11 protein-coding genes are annotated in these 17,939 nt (G+C 45.1%); 6 read left to right on the forward strand and 5 right to left on the reverse strand.

The annotated features are described in order from the left end of the window. Positions 1-217: 217 nt before the first annotated feature. From B3O12_RS03605 to B3O12_RS03625, 5 genes are all read right to left on the reverse strand, one after another. Positions 218-2,389 carry a TonB-dependent receptor gene (locus B3O12_RS03605; protein ID WP_286755328.1) on the reverse strand — a complete coding sequence of 724 codons (2,172 nt, stop codon included), beginning with the start codon at positions 2,387-2,389 and terminating at the stop codon, positions 218-220. 110 nt (positions 2,390-2,499) lie between these two features. Continuing rightward, a complete protein-coding gene (locus B3O12_RS03610; RefSeq protein WP_286755330.1) occupies positions 2,500-2,811 on the reverse strand; it encodes a DUF6660 family protein in 312 nt (103 codons plus the stop codon). 49 nt (positions 2,812-2,860) lie between these two features. Then, positions 2,861-5,248 (reverse strand): ABC transporter permease, encoded by a 2,388-nt coding sequence (locus B3O12_RS03615; RefSeq protein ID WP_286755331.1) that lies wholly within the window; start codon positions 5,246-5,248, stop codon positions 2,861-2,863. Between the two features lie 636 nt (positions 5,249-5,884). Beyond that, positions 5,885-6,955 (reverse strand): WD40/YVTN/BNR-like repeat-containing protein, encoded by a 1,071-nt coding sequence (locus tag B3O12_RS03620; protein WP_286755332.1) that lies wholly within the window; start codon positions 6,953-6,955, stop codon positions 5,885-5,887. Positions 6,956-7,101: 146 nt separating this feature from the next. Continuing rightward, the gene (locus B3O12_RS03625) at positions 7,102-7,902 is read right to left on the reverse strand and encodes a DUF6503 family protein (protein WP_286755333.1); all 801 of its coding nucleotides are present in this window, start codon (positions 7,900-7,902) and stop codon (positions 7,102-7,104) included. 180 nt (positions 7,903-8,082) lie between these two features. Between B3O12_RS03625 and B3O12_RS03630 the strand changes: the two genes are divergently transcribed. The 6 genes from B3O12_RS03630 (at position 8,083) to B3O12_RS03655 (ending at position 17,878) form a co-directional block, all read left to right on the forward strand. Further along, on the forward strand, positions 8,083-10,458 hold the full coding sequence (locus tag B3O12_RS03630; RefSeq protein WP_286755334.1) for an ABC transporter permease: 2,376 nt from the start codon (positions 8,083-8,085) through the stop codon (positions 10,456-10,458). Between the two features lie 162 nt (positions 10,459-10,620). Next, entirely contained in the window at positions 10,621-13,080 is a 2,460-nt protein-coding gene (locus B3O12_RS03635) for an ABC transporter permease (protein ID WP_286755335.1), read from the forward strand. A gap of 268 nt (positions 13,081-13,348) precedes the next feature. After that, entirely contained in the window at positions 13,349-14,911 is a 1,563-nt protein-coding gene (locus tag B3O12_RS03640; protein ID WP_286755336.1) for a hypothetical protein, read from the forward strand. Between the two features lie 107 nt (positions 14,912-15,018). Beyond that, positions 15,019-16,047, forward strand: coding sequence for a sensor histidine kinase (locus B3O12_RS03645; protein WP_286755337.1), 1,029 nt, complete (start codon positions 15,019-15,021; stop codon positions 16,045-16,047). Next, positions 16,044-17,102, forward strand: a complete 1,059-nt coding sequence (locus B3O12_RS03650) for a histidine kinase (RefSeq protein ID WP_286755338.1) — start codon at positions 16,044-16,046, stop codon at positions 17,100-17,102. Before B3O12_RS03645 ends, B3O12_RS03650 begins: the two co-directional genes overlap by 4 nt. Next, positions 17,099-17,878 (forward strand): LytR/AlgR family response regulator transcription factor, encoded by a 780-nt coding sequence (locus B3O12_RS03655; protein WP_189628903.1) that lies wholly within the window; start codon positions 17,099-17,101, stop codon positions 17,876-17,878. Before B3O12_RS03650 ends, B3O12_RS03655 begins: the two co-directional genes overlap by 4 nt. The last annotated feature ends 61 nt before the right edge of the window (positions 17,879-17,939 follow it).

Genomic DNA, 17,939 nt, shown 5'->3' on the forward strand with positions numbered 1-17,939 from the left:
TCCTAAAACCGTTCTACCGATCTACGGCCACAATCGGTGTCCACACCGATTAATATATACTGTTCTGAAGCTTCTGAGGTGCTTCCTTGACGGGATATCGCTCTTTCCCAGGTCAATCCTCAGCGTCCCGTGCCGGAGACACTGAGGGTGCCGGAGTAATCAGCATATCAGGGAGTTTTTCCTGATATACTGATTTCCTGATCACCGTTCTACTTACCTAAAACTCCAGGATAATTCCCCCATTCACAATAAAACCGTCCATAGGAGCCCATACCTCAAGGGCTTCGGGATTCATACTGTTAGAGAGGTTGATGTTCTCAAATCTGGATTGTCTTGTATCGGAGAAGTTCTCAAAGTTAAGGTAAAGGCTAATGCGCTCAAACTTCCTTAGGGCCATAAAACCTACAATCCAATAATCATCCGTTTGGGAATAGTCGCTTCTGAACTGTTTTCCTGTATAATAGCTTTCCAGCCCAATTCTCCATTTTTCATGCTCCTCATAAACCAGCACAGCACCAATATTATGCTTGGCAGTTAGCGGTTTTTGCAAATCGGCATTGTAACCCAATTCCGTGTCTATGAGTGCATAATTCACAAAGAGCTTAAAGTCTTGATAAGTAAGCTTCAGATTCGTTTCAAGCCCTTTGGAACTTAGGTTGCCATTAGCATTCTGGAATGTGTAAGTGCCCTCAATACTTGGCCCCGAAAGAACCACAGGATTATTCAATTGGGTATAATAGAAAAGTTGGTTTACGCTGAAAGTCCACTCGTTTCCAATGGCCGTTTTGTAGTTGATGTCGAAGTTTCCGCCATACGACTGTTCCGCATCCAGATTATTCAGGTTGAAGGACTCCAGGCCTTGAAAAGAAAGCCTTTCTGTATCCTCCGTGAAAATGCTTGGAAGCTTGTAGCCAAGTCCACCGCCCGCTCTAAAGGTGAGTTTAGGGTGCGCTTTGTACATTAGCGAAAGCCTGGGCAAAGTCTGCAGCCCGTAATTTTTGCTCTGATCCAACCTTAATCCCGTTTCCAGCGACCAAAAATCACTCAGCTGTGTGTTTTGTTGAACAAAGACACCGGCTGTGAACTGACTGTAGCTTCTGTCATTGTTATTTGCATGGCTTTCGTTGAACCGATCGGAATAGATGTTCATACCAACCAGCCAGCTACTTCTTGATTGGCCAAACGAGTATGTTGCCTCGCTAAAAGTGGCAATTTGCTCACCATCAAAGCCATACTGATACTGATGAATGCCCCTGTCGAAATGCAGTAAACTATTTTTAATGGATAGTCTCCTGTTTTCGTCCCAGGTTTTGGTATAACTCAATTGGTAAGACATTCTTCTCGATTCATTCTCTTGCAGATAGTTTTGAGCACTTGGCTCACGATTGTCTACTGCGGTGAGGTTTCCTCCCCAGCGATCTTCAAAGGTACCGTTCAGTGCTAATCTGAACTCATCGGTTTCTGAAGGCTTAAAGAAAAGCGTTGGGTTAAGGGTGATGCTTCTGGTTTCCGGCAGGTCAGAGAAGTTATCGTCATTCGCGTCATAAGCCGTTTGTCTATGTGCCGAACCAAAAAGGGTATATGACCATCGGCCATCTTCTGAGGCATGAAAGGCATTCAGTGTGGTTCCGCCAGCAGAAGTCTGATCCATCATAATTTTTGTTAGGGCTTCGGCCTCTGGTCTAATACTCACCAGGTTAACCAAACCGGCAATGGCTCCACCACCATAGAGTGTAGAATTACTGCCTTTAATTACTTCCACCTGACGCAGATCCAGTGGAGGAATTTGCATAATGCTCAGGCCTCCCGAAAACCCACTGTAAAGTGGAAATCCATCTTTCATAAGTTGGGTGTACCTTCCGTCTAGTCCCTGAATTCTGATGCTCTGGTTGGCCGAACTCGGAGAAGTAACCTGCATTTGTATGCCGGTGCTTTCGCGAAGCAGCATGGCAATATTGGCCGACCGCATAACTGCTTTTTCCTGAAGTTCTTCCATACCCAAAAACTCTATGCGAGTAGGAATGTCTTCTATGCTTCGGCTGGTACGGGTGGCAGTTACCACCATTTCTTCCATTTCCTCTTCATGGTGCTCCATTAATATGCGTATGGGTTGTTCCCCAGTATAAGGAATGGAGAAACTAAGGGTTTGTGTTTCATAGCCCACAAAGGAAAACCTGAGTTTTATGGTGCCATTGGGCAGGTTTGTCAAAGTGGCCTCACCGTTTATATCGGCAATAGCACCCTTGTTGGGGCCGGCATAAACAGTAGCTCCAATGAGCGGTTCGTTATGGTCGGCATCCAGAATTCTGAACGATAATGAGTTTTGTGCCCAAGACAGTACGCTCGCAAGCATACCGCAAAGGGCTATCAATGCTTTTCTTGTATTCATGAGATAGTTTTAATTGCTTTTTTAAAATGTAAGAATTGAGCAGAGTTACCCTGCACTCCTTTTGAGGGAGTGCAATGAATAGCGTGGCCTCCGCTTTGGTAAATGAGCAATTAAACTTGCGGGGGTTGCCAGATTTCGTTGATAACACCCTTAATGGGCATTACTCCTGGCAATATTTGAGGGGACTGGTTGCGTCTTTCTGCTTCGTCCACACTGTCGGCCAACCGAATGAGAGGTACTTTGCAGCAGGCACAGCAACAGAAGGGAGGGCACTCCTCTTCTTCTCCGTTTTCTATAGGGAAGTCGGTTGCACTGGCCACTACTCCCTCATTAAAGTCAGGAGAAACCAGCACCTCATCGGGGCAGGGAACCAGGCTTAGAACAAGTAGCAGAAAAGAAAAAATGGCAAACAGCCTTTTCATGATTCAAATCTAGGCATCATTTCGGTGCAACAGCATAACAATTGCAAAATTACTCCTGTCGCAATGTCTTTACCGGATTTTTTAAGGCCGAATTCATAACAATTGCGGCTACTAAAACAAAGGAAGTGCACAGGGCCACGGCCAGTCCGGTCAACAGAAGGCCAATGTTCAGTTGGCTTTGATAAATAAAATTTTGGCTCCATCGGTTTATGCCCCAATAGGCCAAAGGAGTTGCAATGAGGCTGGCAAGCAGTATTAGTTTGAATGTACCACTGTACATTATGGTCACTATTTGACCCGACATGGCACCTAGTACTTTCCGTATGCCAATTTCCTTTCTGCGTTGGTCGATGGTAAAACTGGTGAGACCTATTAATCCAATAATGGAGATAGCCGCACAGAGAATGGTCATAAATCCAATAAGCTGGCTTTGAGTTTTGTCGGCCTCGTATTGCTCATTCAGGCGGTCATTAAAAAAACTGTATTCGAAGGGATAATTGGGCAGTTGTTCGTTCCATACCTGTTGAGCAGCAGCCAGCGCTTCGCCTGCATTGTTCTGGTTGAATCGCACAATGAGATGCTGCCCGGGGTTGGGGTTAAAAACAAAGACCAGCGGCTCAATAGGGTTGTGCAACGAGAAGTGATTAAAGTCGCGTACCACGCCTATTACATGGCCTGGTTGTTCCTGATGAAAGAAGCCCATTTTTTTACCCAATGGTTCTTGCCAACCAATGGCCTTGGCAGCAGTTTGGTTAATGACAAACTTAGCGTTGCCCCGTGTTTCGTTTGGCGAGAAAAACTCACCTTCAGCCAAAGGAATTCCTAGAGTTTCAAGGTAGTCTGCGCCACCGTGCAGGTACTTAAATTCTATCTGTTTCATTTCTCCATCCATTTCGGCTTTAAACACAATCTGGCCAATGTTGGTACCGGGTAAAAAATCAGAGGAGGTTACCTTTTCAATTACCGGAAAAGTTTCAAGCGCATTTTTCATGGAGGTGTACTTGCTCTGGGTTACCGAGTCGGCAGTGGTAATGAGTAATATTTGGTCTTTCTCAAAACCCATGTCTTTGTTTTGTAAAAAGGCAATCTGATCTTTCATGAGTAAGGTAGAGAGTAGCACTCCTATTGAAATTACAAATTGGAATAGCACCAGTCCCTGCCTCATTAGCTGGCCTTTTTTGCCGGAAGACCAGGTGCCTTTAAGCGCGCTAACCGGTTTTATGGCGGATAGGTAAAAGGCTGGGTAGAGGCCTGCTACAAGGCCCGTGACGGCCACTACCAATAAGGTGCCTGCCAGCAGGGAAGGATTATTGAACAGGTTGAAGTTGAAGTTTACCCCCAACCACGATTGGAGCGGAGAGTGCTCTATGAGCAACCAAACAAGCAGCAGCGAGAGCAAATAGGCAAAAAATGCCTGCACCAGCGATTCTACCAGCAGGGAGGTTCTCAAACGAGTAGCATGAGTTCCCAATACTTTGCGAATACCAATTTCTTTGGCTCTTAGGCCTGCTCTGGCCGTAGAAAGGTTGATGTAATTAATGCAGGCTAAGAGTAAAATGGCTAACCCTACCATGGAAAACACCAATAGGTTGGCGGGGTTGCCTTTGGCAAAATCATCGTCTATTGTCTCTGCATCATAATGAATATCGGCCAGTGCTTGCAGCCGCAGCCTATGTTTGCCGTTGATCTGATTGCCAAAAGGCATGTAGTACTTTTCGTTAAAGGGGCCAAACTTGCTTAGAATATCTTCTTTGGTGGTGCCTTCTTGCAGCAACAGATAGGTTATGCACTCCGCATTCCAAAGGGCCTCAGAATTGAAAGTACCGTTTTGCATGGCGAATTCTCTGGAGCGTACCCCGGAAATCAGCACATCGAATGCAAAGTGAGTGTTTTTGGGGAGGTTGGCATAAACTCCTGTTATGTTCAGTTTTTGACCATCGATAGTTATGGTTCGGTTTAGACCCATATCGTTGCCAAACAGCTTGTCGTTGACGGTTTTAGAAATAACCACGCTGCCCGGGTTTTTTAAGGCTGTTTTGGCATGGCCAGCCATTAATTTCAGGTCGAACACATCAAATACAGAGGGATCGGTATAGTACATGCGTTCTTGCCGAAAAACCTGGTTATTGTGCTGAATCTCTCCTCTTCCAACAAAGCCAAATCGAGAAAAATTTTCTATTCCCGGGAGTTCTTCCATCATTTTCTCCGGTAGTTCGGGAGCCGAAAAGGCGGTGTTGAATTCAACCCCGGGCGCGGAGAGCACATGACTTACGCGGTATACTCTTTGGTGATGAGTAAAATGCTGATCGTAGGTTAGTTCATGGCTAAGAAACAGGAGCAACCAAATACTGGCCGAAAGACCAAAAGTGAGGCCCACAATGTTTAAAAAGCTAAACAGACGATTTTTCCAGAGTACACGCAGAGCAAACTTAAGCATAACAATTTTTTAACTAACACTTTCGTTCAAGGTGATAAGATAAATCTACTTTTGCAATGAAAAGCCCCATTACTCTGGCCTTTGTCTATACTGAGTCTATAGCAATTGGTTAAAGAAGGTTAAAATGGAACACTCAGATTTACTTTTTGCGTTAATAAGCATCGAAGAAGTAGGGTATGCAGAGGCGATTTGGTATGATAATTGGATAAGAAATTGAAAGTAAAAATCGAGAGCTAGTCAGTAGTTCTCTTCATACAGTTAGTAGTTTATTTGTTTAGGACCCGAAGGAGTAGTTACCCTTCGGGTTTTTTTTATGTCCTTTAACTGGCCTGACCACTCGAAGTGGTCAGACCAGTAGTACCGATTAATCAGCATCGTTCCCACATAGAAGGAGATGCTCAATCATTTTTCTCTAAATATATTTCTGGCAGTATAATCTTCACTTCTTGGTCAGAGTTTTCGGCCTTCCAGTAAAGAAGGTAGTTTGTCTTACATTCTTTGATATCGAAGCCCTTTTCTTTGAGTTCTATAAGTTTTTCCTTGAAGCATTTTGAACACATACTAATTATAAAATATGGAGATTGCCGTACTTCGCTATGCTTCGTTTGCAATGACCAAACAGACCGAGCGCCAGTCTCAATACCTAATACTATTGTCCTTAAACCCCAACTTTCCCACCGCTCCTCCAGGTCCACTTGCCCATACCGCTTCTCCATCGAGTGATACACCTACGGCATAGTATTGCCCTTCCATAAGAGTGTAGGCTTTATCTCCCTCGCGGTAGTAGTCGCAGGACTCGCGGCCAACGGCAAACACATAGTTTTTCCATAAGGCAACCCCAGAACGATAACCTTTGGGTTTCATACCGGCCATTACCGGGAACCAGCTTTTGCCACCATCGGTGGTATAGGCCGCGTTGATTTTGGTGAGAGAGTCACCCCGATAGTCTCCACCCACCATTAGGCCTTCCATTTCATTCTTAAAGTCTATAGAGAAAATGCCTTCGGTAGGCTCTCCCGACTGAATAGGGGTAACTGTTTTTTGCCAGGTTTCCCCTTTGTCGAAGGAGTAGAACAGACTGGCTTCTTGGCCCCCCAAGCCAATGTAAACCTGGCTTTCACCTACCGTTCTCAGGCAGGTACCGCTGGCGGCAAAGCCTCCTTGGCCTTCCAGCGCCTGTGGTCTTTGCTCAAAGGGCAGTTCGTTCCAGGTTTCTCCACCATCGGTAGTTTTGAGAATCAATAGTCTTCCATTAATGGCATCTCCAAAAGCAATGCCCTCCTTTTCATTCCAAAAGTCCATGGCATCGTAGAAGGTGCCTTCCACCATGCTGAAATACTTCTGCTCCCAGTTCTGACCGCCATCAGTGGTTTTATAGATAACGGCAGGTAAGCCAGCACTCAGCACAATGGCTGTGTTGGCATCGAAGGCCTCAATGTCTCTAAACTGAAGGGTGTCGGTGCCGGGAATAGATACGTTTTGCCATGTGGCTCCACCATCGGTGGTTTTGATAACGGTGCCCCCGCTGCCACTGGCCCAAGCCACCTGATCAGACACAGCGGAGAGTCCGCGAAGTCCTGCATTGACTCCAGACTCCTGGGCTTGCCAACAAGGCTCAGGCTTTTGCTGGGAGGTTTCTTTTTTATCGGCTTTTTGTGAACAGGAGAAAACGAAAAGGCTGATGAATAGCAGAGCGAAGTATTTCATAGGTCTAATAAAATATATTTTATGTCATTGCTGCGTGGGCAGAAATCTACATTTTAGGTCATGCTGAACTTGTTACAGCGTCTAATCATCACCATAGATATAGAATAAAAATGATCCTGAAACAAGTTCAGGATGACGTTCTAATCTTATTGTTTCAGGGCTTGAAGATCCGGCTTTTCAGGAGAGGTAAATACGGAGGCAGGTAATTCATCGAAGACCATAATATCTTCCATGCCTCTTTCTCCCCGGCTACTGGAAAGCATTATTTCTCCGTGTTTTTTATAGTCTTTCCAGGGATTAATAAAACCTGGCTCTTCATTGTCGGCTGTCGAATAGTAGGCCCACTGAGTCACCAGCTTACTTTCTTTGTCTACCCACACGTAGTACATGTTTTGTGGGGTACGGCCAACGCTTTCAAAGGTCAGGTTCAGCTTGTCCGCAGGTCGGCCATCTTGCGTGGCTTCTTCGCCCACATATTTCAGTGTCACTCCAGAATCTTTCAACTTATAAGGCATTACCAACCAGTAAGAATGGTTGATCCAGATGCTCTTGGCGGTTTGCATCAGGTTGGCCACAGAGTCGGCATCGGTTATTTCCCGACCATTCATAAAGGCTCGTCCGGTTTCGTCATTAATGTTGCTAATGAGCGTCATGCCATTGGGTCTGTCTATTCGAACATTGCCTGTCCATTTATCCCAGACCAGTGCATCGCGACCAAAAAACTTCCAGGCGATGTGCCTGGTATTATCCCAGGCTTTTCTTCCACCCATGGCTTCCATTACTTCATCGGCAATGGTAATGGCTCGTGCATCGGAGCCTTCCATGTTAAAGCCTTCAGCCGGAGGGTTTCCATAAGGTTTTTCATTATCGGAGGTTGAGTTGTTTCCACAGGCAAGCACAACGGCCAGGAGCAGAAACATGGCAGAAAGTCGGGCAATGATTTTCATGGGCTAAGGTTTTGTTGTCAAATTACAGCTTTCGGTGGCTTCAGACAATACCGGTGAAGTAATCGGTTCACTACAGGCAATTGATATTTGACTGTAACCATAGAACAACTGAGGGAGTCTCACAAGGCAGAAAGTATGTAATTACTTACATTAAGTGGTCAAACTCAAACAAAACCGGTCATGTTCAGAAACTACTTTAAGGTGGCTACTCGAAGCCTCATCCGCCACAAAGGCTACTCTTTCATCAATATTTTTGGTCTTACCGTGGGCCTGTGTGCTGCTTTACTCATTTTGCTTTATGCAAAAAGTGAGCTCACGTATGATCGTGTTCATTCCCAGGCAGAGAACATTTACATGGTTTACAAAGAGCGGATTACCCCCACCGGTACTCAAGAAACTTTCGATACCTGGGCACCAACCTGGGAGGCTTTAAAGGAAGACTATGCTCAGGTTGTGAACGGAGCGCGGGTTATTAACCAGGGGCTGTGGGTAGAAGTGAATGGAGAGCGCTTCAACGAACCGGCTACTTTAACAGACCGCAGTTATTTTGAGCTGTTTGATTTTAAGCTGAAGGAGGGCAATCGCCAAACAGTACTTTCCGGGCTCAATAAGGCAGTGGTGAGCCAGGCGCTGGCTGAGCGACTTTTTCCCGGAGAAAATGCTATGGGTAAAACCATTATGGTTCCTTCTCTGGATAATCAATACATTGTTACCGGAATTTTAGAGGAGGTACCCTATAATTCCTACTTACAGCCTAACCTGATTGTGCCGGTACAGAGCCACCCGGAGTTTGAAGGAATAGCAGGAAACTGGGGCAGTTCGTTTCTGGAGTCTTATGTGCTGTTGAAACCCGACACCGATGTGGCTGAACTCGAGGCGAGTTTTGAGGACTTTATTGCTAAGATATGGGATGCTCAAACTGCCGAGAATACCAACTTTAAGCTCCTTAACCTACTAGATGTGTATGACCGATTCAATGACAATCGGCAGTATGCCTACATCTTGCTGATTGTGGCCATAGGTATTTTGCTCATTGCGGCTATAAACTTTATGAACCTGGCCACGGCTCGCTCAATGGAAAGAGCACGCGAAGCCGGTATGCGCAAGGTGTTGGGGGCCGTAAAACCCCAACTGGTTATTCAATACCTCACAGAGTCGCTAACCATTACATTTATTTCACTCGTATTGGGATTGGTACTGGCCGTGGCACTTTTACCCCGGTTCAACACATATTATAATATTGGTCTGGCCACCGATTTTTGGCAGGATCCGGGGAATATGCTGGCTATTTTAGCAGTCGGGTTACTCATTGGTTTGGCTTCAGGGCTTTACCCTGCTTTCTATATCACCTCTCTCAAAAGTGTGGATACATTAAAAGGCAAGGTGCTAAAGACCAACGGTGTTGGTAAGTTTATTCGAAACGCCCTGGTGGTGCTTCAGTTTATGTTTTCTACCCTGCTCATAGTCGGCACGCTAGTTATTGGGCGGCAGGTAGATTTCATGAAAAACAAAGACATGGCTTTCGACAAGGAGAATTTGCTGGTGTTACCCATTAGAGTAGACGATTTTCCGAGCGAGGAGCAAGGTATAAACCAACTGAGCGGTTTGCGCAATGCGCTTAAAAGTCATACCTCAGTGACTTCGTTAACAGCCACCTCTTCGATTCCCGGTAATTTTCCGGGGCGTTTCACCTTTGTGGTGCCCGATGGCTTTACTGCAGAGCAGCGATTGAGGATGCGGTTTACGTTTGTAGATCATGATTTTTTCTCCAGCCTAAGGATAGAGCTCCTAAAAGGGCGGGATTTTTTACCCAACAGTGAGCAAGACCGTAGCGAAGCGGCTATCGTAAACAAGGCGGCTCTGCAAGCCTTTGGTTGGGAAGACATAGAAGGCAAATATCTCAATTTTGGTAATCGAAAAGTTCAGGTAATTGGAGTGGTAGATGACTATAATTTTGAATCACTGGCTAATGAAGTAGCCCCCATTATTCATTTTTATCGTCCTCCGGAAAATGCAGTGCATTCCTTTACGGTAGCTCGGGTGGCTGCCGGCCGTACGGCCGATGCGCTTAGCCTGGCCAAAGAGCAATGGGAACTGGCGCTACCTTCTGTACCTTTTGATTATTATTTTGTAGACCAGCGCTTTCAACAACTCTATGAGGCTGAAGAACGACTTACGGGTGCCATAAGTACTTTTTCTATGGTAGCCATAATTATAGCCACCATGGGACTGCTAGGCCTTTCTTCTCTTATTACAGCCCAGCGAACCAAAGAAATAGGCATTAGAAAAGTTTTAGGGGCCACTGTAATGTCTATTATCGGCTTATTGTCTAAGCGGTTTGCCCTGCTCATTGGCTTGGCCTTTGTGCTGACCATTCCCGTGGCAGTGGTCTTACTCAACAATTGGTTGGCCGATTTTGCTTATCGTATTCATCTAGGGCCGTTAGTGTTTTTGGTGGCATTGGTCGGCACCTTGTTTGTGGCCCTTATGGCCATTGGTTTGCAAACGGCAAAGGCTGCTTTGGCCAACCCGGTGCAGTCTATGCGCTATGAGTAAATTCTGAAGGCAAGGGATGTAAATGGGTTGGTTAAACCCGATATTTCTGTTGTAAACCGCATAAAAAGCAATTTTGGACTTCTTGTTCAGATAAAACGGCTATTGATCATTGACTCATTTTTGCATGTTGAGGCAAACTATTGGGTTCAAAAACACAAAATCATGATCAGGAGCTATTTTAAAGTGGCCTTCAGAAACTTGTTCAAATACAAGGGCTACTCTTTCATCAACATCTTTGGCCTTACGCTTGGGTTGTGTACAAGCATGCTCATTTTTCTTTATGTGCAAGACGAGCGGAGTTTTGATAAAATGCATGATGATGCACACCTAATTTATCGTCTTGAAAATTGGTCACAATACGAAGGAAACGAAAACCACTGGGCAGCCACACAAGGGTTTCTTATTCCGGAAGTGGTGAGTCGCTACCCTGAAATACGGTCGGCCACGAGGATTTACCACAACAACACACCGGAGACCTTCAGTACCGATGTTAATTTTTACAACGAGAAGGACTTGTTCTATGCCGATTCTACCTTCTTTGATGTATTCACTTTTCCCGTTCTTTTTGGAGACCTGTCTACAGCACTCGATGACCCAGGGAACATCGTACTTACCGAATCTACCGCCAGAAAATATTTTGGTCGCCCCGATCCTATTGGTGAGATCATAAAGCGGGGAGCAACTCCTTTTACCGTCTCTGCGGTGATTCAGGACATACCGCATAACTCACACTTTCGGTTCGATTTACTAATCCCTCTTTCAGAGTTTCAACGCAGGTTCCCTCAGTTTGTAAACGGCAGGGGGCCTTCTACTTTCTATTCTTATGTGAAAACGCTCAATGAAGAGGCCAGCAAAAACCTAAGAGCAAAGCTCGATGCAGACGTGCTGGAAATTATGAATATTCGCGATGCCAATGGAGAAATTAACCCCATAGAGGGTCTGAGCGTGAGTATACGCACCATGCCTCTAACGGATATTCACTTATATGGGCATGCTGAAAAGGAACTGGACAACAATAGTCAGGCTCAGTATATCTTCATCTTTTCTACAGTGGCTGTGTTCATCCTTATTATAGCCAGCTTTAACTATATGAACCTGGCTACGGCCCGTTCTACCAAACGATCGAAAGAAGTGGGTATGCGCAAGGTACTGGGGGCTCGCAAGCCGCAGGTGTTTTGGCAGTTTTTGAGCGAGTCATTCTTCTTTACCTTTATTGCTACTCTTTTGGCCCTAATGGCCGTAGTGGTACTGATTCCCTCTTTCAACGATTTTACGGGTAAGCGCATAGATGGTAACCTGTTGAATAACGGAGAGCTGCTTTTGAGCATATTGTTAGTCTATGGGGCGGTGAGTCTTTTGTCGGGCTTATACCCTTCTGTGTTTCTTTCCAACTTTCAACCGCTCAAAGCGCTCAAGTCCAATGTACTTTCGGGCAAGGGGCATAGCTTTAGTATATACTTGCGCAGAGGGCTGGTTATTCTTCAGTTTGGCATCTCCATATTGCTTATCATTGGTGCCAGCACCATATACCGACAGCTTCGATTTATTGAAAAGAAGGATGTGGGTTTTAACAAAGAGCAAGTATTGGTGTTAAAGCTGCCCGGCCGAGGCAGGGTGAATAATCTGGAAACCATAAAACAAGAGTTCATGGCCGACCCTTCGGTGGTGGTGGCTGCGCCATCATCGGTTATCCCCGGAGAGCGGGTACACATAATGACCGTAAGGGTTCCGGACTTGGTGACAACCGATGCCGGAAACGAAAGCCAGCAAGAAGATAATGGCATTCGTGGCATGCGCATAATGTCTGGTGATGAAGATCTGGCCGAGGTTTATGGGTTGCAGATTGTAGCCGGCCGAGACCTTTCTAAAGAGATGGTTACCGATGCAACCCAGGGTTTTTTACTCAACGAGGCTGCCATTCGAGAGTTTGGGTTGCAAGAAAACCCGGTGGGTAGAAGGTTTGAATATGTCTATGGTTTGCCTGAACCAAAAGCAGGGCAGATTGTGGGGGTTATAAAAGACTTCAACTATGCATCGGTGCACACCGAAGTTGAGCCACTGATGGTTCATGTAATGCCCTCCCACGCGGCCTACCTCAATGTGAGGCTGTCTACTGATGGCGTGCAGGAAACGATAAAGCGTCTGGAAGCCAAATGGACCGAACTTCAACCCGCTGCTCCCTTTGAGTACTTCTTTCTGGATAGCCTATATGACGCACAGTACAAAACCGAAATGAGCATGGGCAAAACCATCACCTTTTTTACTCTATTGGCTATTGTTATAGCCTGCATGGGTCTCTTTGGTCTTGCCTCGTTTATTACCGAGCAGCGCACCAAAGAAATTGGGGTGCGAAAGGTACTGGGAGCTTCCATTAGTTCCATTATGGTGGCACTTTCCAAAGAGTTTGTGCTGCTGGTTTTGCTGGCCAATATCATGGCCGCTTACCCTGCCTACAGTTTACTCAATAATTGGTTGAGCGGATTTGCCTATAGGGTAAATATAAGCCCCGTTACTTTTTTGAGTGCTGCTGTCGTTGCCCTTCTTATCGCCTTTATCACCATTAGTTTTAAGACCTATATGGCGGCTCGCAGCAATCCGGTAAAGGCGTTGAGACACGAGTAAGCCTTATAACTTTTCAGACCTTAGCCACAATTTAGGAGACACCTTTTAGGGCGAAGGGGGCTATTCCACGGTTCAGTTCAAAAACCCAACAGTTCATTTCAGTTGGGTTTTTTGTTGCATACAATCTTTTCATCATTGTAATGTCAATACCGTTCTAAAAGAGCGGTGTTTGCCAAAGGTCAAAAACTCATGGTTCCCGAATGGTGGGTCTGCCCTATGCTAAAGGCAGGTTGGTTGCCCACCTCAAGGGACCAAAAATTGTTAGAAGATGAAAACTCAAAAAATGAAAATCAGAAGTTTAGTAATGGGAGTGGCAGTAGCCATATTGGCCCTCTTATCTTTCACCCATCAACTAAAAGCGCAAGACGAAAAAACCTCCACTTCAATTTCAATAGAAAAAGGTGTTCATAAGGTTAGCCATACCAACTCACAGGGAAGGTTCAATGTAGAGTACGATGGTAGAATAGAATTTACAGACGATGATCGGGCCATTAAGTCCATTTCGCGAGGTGGTTACCTCCTCATTCGTAAAACCAGCTTTGGCGACAGGCGTGAGATATTAGCCGAGCCCAATGCCGATGGCACCATTAACTATGAATATAGGGTGGGTCGTAACCGACAGGAGTGGAACAAAGAGGCGCAGGATTTTCTGGCCACTATGTTGCTGGAAGTTATTCGCACAACCGGTATTGGTGCCGAAGCCAGGGTAGAGCGATTTTACAAGCGAGGCGGTCTGGACGGTGTATTGCAGGAGGTAAGCAATATTAGGAGTGACTATGTATCGCGCATATACCTCGATGCTCTGCTGACATCGCAAAACCTGAACAACAAGGAACTGGTAGGAGTGGCCGATTTTATAAGCCGAAGAATAAGTTCAGATTTCTACACGGCCGAACTCTTTAAAGACCATTCCAATAAGTTTTTAAAGAACGAAGAGGCCACCAATGCCTTTTTAGCGGCTCTTGGGCGTATGGATTCTGACCATTACATAGCCGGTATTTTAGAGCGTGTATTACGCGAAAATCTAAGTGATAGTTCTTTAGAAAAAGTGCTTTTGAGTGTAAAAAGAATGGACTCCGATCATTACAAAACCGGAGTAATCAAGAGCTTGCTCGATAGAAAAGACCTCAATGACAAAACCATAGACCGGGTGGTATTGTTGGCGGGCGACATAGATTCAGATCATTATGCCACTCAGGTTTTAAAGGAAGCCCTAAGCCGCCCCAACCTTTCAGACCAGGCCTTTAACAGTCTTATGGATGCTATGTCTAATATAGGTTCAGATCATTACGTAACGGAGACCTTTCGCTCCATGATCCGCTCCAGAGAAGTACCCGATAAAGTGATAGAGGCGGTGATTAATCGTATAGAGTATATGGACTCTGACCACTACCGAACAGTGATTCTGAACGATCTTTTTGCCAACAATAAAGTTTCGGAGAAATACTTTGAGTCATTACTCAGAACGGTGGGCAAAATTGACTCTGACCATTATGCAAGCCAAATACTGGCCCGACTCTTAAAGGATAAGACTCTGAACGATGCCATGTACACGGCTGTGTTAGAAAGAGTGGCCGATATAGACTCTGATCATTACAAGGTGGGTATTCTAAAAGATGTAATGCGCGGTTCGCTGAACAAGAAAAACCTCATGGGGCTTTTGAAAGTAGCCGATGGTATAGACTCTGACTATTACAAGTCGGAAGTGCTCAAAAATGCCTGCAACCTGGTGAGGGAGTCAGACAATGAAGTAAAAAATCAATACAGGTCGGTGGCCAGAAGCATTAGGTCCGATACCTATTATGGTAAAGTAGCACGCTGCATCGACTAGTGTTTTCTATCCGGAGGGTGTGTTTTGAAAGAGCCAAAAAGCCCATAGCGAAATTGGTCTTTTGAAATACACCCTCATTTTTTCATATCTTAAGTGAAACAGCATTTATGTTGCGCTTCTTACGCCTCATATTTTTTGTAATTATTGGCATAGCCTTCTTGTTTTATCTTCACTATGCCGAAAACAACAGGTTGCCACATCTGGTGAACGACCTGAACCTGTACGTCTTCACTCTGGTAGCTTCGGTATGCATTGGCTCGGGTATTGGAGTGATCAATAGGTGGCTCAACCATCAAATTCCCTGGAAGAGCAACGTTCTGGGACGTTTTATAACTGGGCTGGCGCTCGACTTTCTGTTTTTAGGAGCTGTGCTGCTCATATTAGGAGCCCTGGCCAATTGGTCCGGTCTTATTTACTACACCATGTTTCCGGAAGACATGTTTGTGAGGCAGATTGAACTGAAACTCATTGTGCTCTCTTTCTTTACCCTCTTTATGGTTACTCTGGTAGAGTTCAACAGCTTTAGTTACAACGAGTACACCGTAGGACAAATAAAAAAGCTCCGTTCGCAACGCAAGCAGTTAGAGCTGCAGTTCGAGGCACTCAAAAGCCAGCTCAGCCCACATTACCTGTTCAATAGTATGAACACCATCTCTTCTCTGGTGTATCGCGATCCGGACATAGCCGAAAATTTTATTCGTAACCTGGCCGAAACGTTCAATTATGTGCTCAACACCCGTGAAGTACAGCAGGTGTATGTAGAAGAAGAACTGGAAGCCCTAAAAGACTATGCCTATTTGCTTTCCATTCGGTTTGGAGATGCCGTTTCAGTTGTTTTTCAAGTAGATCAGGCCTTTTATAAAAAGCCCATTCCTCCACTCACCCTTCAGTTGTTGGTAGAAAATGCCGTAAAACACAATGTGGTAAGCAGTGATCAGCCCTTGCGCATAGAACTTAGAGCGAATGAAGAAGAGCTCATTGTGTTGAACAATAAGACAGGGGCTCCTTCTCAAACAGACAGCCACAAAGTAGGGCTGGAGAATATTAAAAACCGGTATGCCTTTTTTACCGACAGGCCCATTCGGGTAGAAGATTCAGACCATTTTGAAGTACGCTTACCCATGCTTGCCTCATGAAGAAGAACCTCATACATCAGCCGCTGTTTCGCGTATTGGTTCCGCCCATATACGGTACAATGATGTACCTGCTCATACTGTTGCTCAACAATAGTCTGGGGCAGTTGGGCGACACCGTGTTTACTATTGAAATGTTGGTGTGTGTTGCCCTGGCCTTTCTCATTTCTGAATCGCTGCGTTTGGTAATTCTCTTATTTCAGAAGAAAGCCGGAGAAGACCTGCTCAAAACAACAACCATTGGCGCTCTTGTATTGACCAACCTGCTCGTAGGAGCCGCGTTGGTATTTTTGGCGGCCTATTGCTATTTCCGTTTTTCGGAGGGCATGTCTTATTTTTCTCTTTTTAAGGCCACTCTTTTTAAAATGGTGGTGGTGTATGGTATAAGTGGTCTACTCTTTACCCTCTTCTTTTTGAGTACCCATTTTCTGTCTGAAAAAAACGAGACGGAGCTGCGAAAAGAAGATCTAAAGCGCCAAAATCTGGAACATCAGTTAGAGATATTCAACAATGAGATAAACCCCGACCTGCTTTTTCAAAGCCTGGAAACACTCATAAGCCTGGTGCACTATAATCAAGACAAGGCCGAAGATTTTGTAGATCGGCTCGCTGTGGTATATCGGTATATTTTGGAAAATCGAAAGCGCGAACTGGTGGTGGTAAAAGAGGAGTTGGCAGCCGCTAAAAACCTAATGTATCTTTTTCAGGAGCGCTACCCGGAGATGCTACAATTCAAATTGCTCAACAAAGAGCAAAATGCAGAAAAGCTAATGGTGCCAAGCGCCTTGCCTACTATGCTAGACTGTATTGTGAACAATAGCATTATTAACACGCACAGACCCTTGCATGTAACCATAGACGCTGCCGGAGAAGAAGGTTATTTGGTGATCCAATACACAGACAATCAGCGACTGAGTCAGAATAAGTTTATCAAGAAACGCTGCAAAAGAGTACACGAAGCCTTTGCCTTTTTTTCAGACAGACCAGTAATAGAAATTAAAGCCTATGGCAATGGATTTGTAAAACTACCCTTGCTAGACCTAAACGATCGTATATGAAGGTATTTATCATTGAAGACGAAATTCCTGCTGCCGAAAAAGTAGAGCGACTACTAAAGCGCTATGACGAAAGCATTGAAGTGGTAGGGCGAGCCATGAGTGTAAAACAAGCTGCTGATTGGGTGAAGAATGGCGGAGAAGCCGATTTACTTTTTATGGACATTCAACTCACCGATGGACTTAGCTTCGATATTTTTAAAGAAGTGAATCTGGACATTCCGGTGGTTTTTACCACAGCCTACAACGAATACGCCATAGATGCTTTTAAAGCCAATGGTATAGACTACCTTCTCAAGCCCCTCTCGTTTGAAGCCATCAGCGAAAGTCTGGAGAAGTTTAAGGCTCTCAAAAACAGGCTTCAGGAACAGGGACAGGCTGAAGCCAAATCGGTTATTGACCTGCAAAGTGCGCTTCAGATGCTAAGCAAACGCGACTATAAAACCCGTTTCATGGTCAAGATTGGCGAGCATATAAAGTCTATTACTACTGACTCTATTGACCTCTTTTATGCTGAAGGCCGAAACGCCTACATTGTGACCCACGAAGGCCGTAGGCTTATTATTGACTACAAACTGGAGACCCTGGAAGAAATGCTGGACCCCAAGAAGTTCTTTCGAGTAAACCGAACCTTTATTGTGGAGATAGATGCCATAAAAGATGTATTGGTGTACTCCAATAGCCGACTTAAGATTATCCTTAAGCTCGACTTTGACCGGGAGATTATTGTGAGCAGGGAGAAGGTGAATGCCTTTAAGGTCTGGTTTGATGGAGAGTGATTAATTCAATGGGCTGGCACAGGCTTGGGGAAATTTGGCGAAAGTTGCGAAAAGACAAACA

This window comes from Roseivirga sp. UBA838 (assembly GCF_002296035.1).
Lineage (GTDB): Bacteria > Bacteroidota > Bacteroidia > Cytophagales > Cyclobacteriaceae > Roseivirga > Roseivirga thermotolerans.

What these genes read in the sequence shown, in the direction of transcription:
- B3O12_RS03605 (WP_286755328.1), bottom strand. Translation starts at nt 2,389, where the DNA reads ATGAATACAAGAAAAGCATTGATAGCCCTTTGCGGTATGCTTGCGAGC.
- B3O12_RS03610 (WP_286755330.1), bottom strand. Translation starts at nt 2,811, where the DNA reads ATGAAAAGGCTGTTTGCCATTTTTTCTTTTCTGCTACTTGTTCTAAGC.
- B3O12_RS03615 (WP_286755331.1), bottom strand. Translation starts at nt 5,248, where the DNA reads ATGCTTAAGTTTGCTCTGCGTGTACTCTGGAAAAATCGTCTGTTTAGC.
- B3O12_RS03620 (WP_286755332.1), bottom strand. Translation starts at nt 6,955, where the DNA reads ATGAAATACTTCGCTCTGCTATTCATCAGCCTTTTCGTTTTCTCCTGT.
- B3O12_RS03625 (WP_286755333.1), bottom strand. Translation starts at nt 7,902, where the DNA reads ATGAAAATCATTGCCCGACTTTCTGCCATGTTTCTGCTCCTGGCCGTT.
- B3O12_RS03630 (WP_286755334.1), top strand. Translation starts at nt 8,083, where the DNA reads ATGTTCAGAAACTACTTTAAGGTGGCTACTCGAAGCCTCATCCGCCAC.
- B3O12_RS03635 (WP_286755335.1), top strand. Translation starts at nt 10,621, where the DNA reads ATGATCAGGAGCTATTTTAAAGTGGCCTTCAGAAACTTGTTCAAATAC.
- B3O12_RS03640 (WP_286755336.1), top strand. Translation starts at nt 13,349, where the DNA reads ATGAAAACTCAAAAAATGAAAATCAGAAGTTTAGTAATGGGAGTGGCA.
- B3O12_RS03645 (WP_286755337.1), top strand. Translation starts at nt 15,019, where the DNA reads ATGTTGCGCTTCTTACGCCTCATATTTTTTGTAATTATTGGCATAGCC.
- B3O12_RS03650 (WP_286755338.1), top strand. Translation starts at nt 16,044, where the DNA reads ATGAAGAAGAACCTCATACATCAGCCGCTGTTTCGCGTATTGGTTCCG.
- B3O12_RS03655 (WP_189628903.1), top strand. Translation starts at nt 17,099, where the DNA reads ATGAAGGTATTTATCATTGAAGACGAAATTCCTGCTGCCGAAAAAGTA.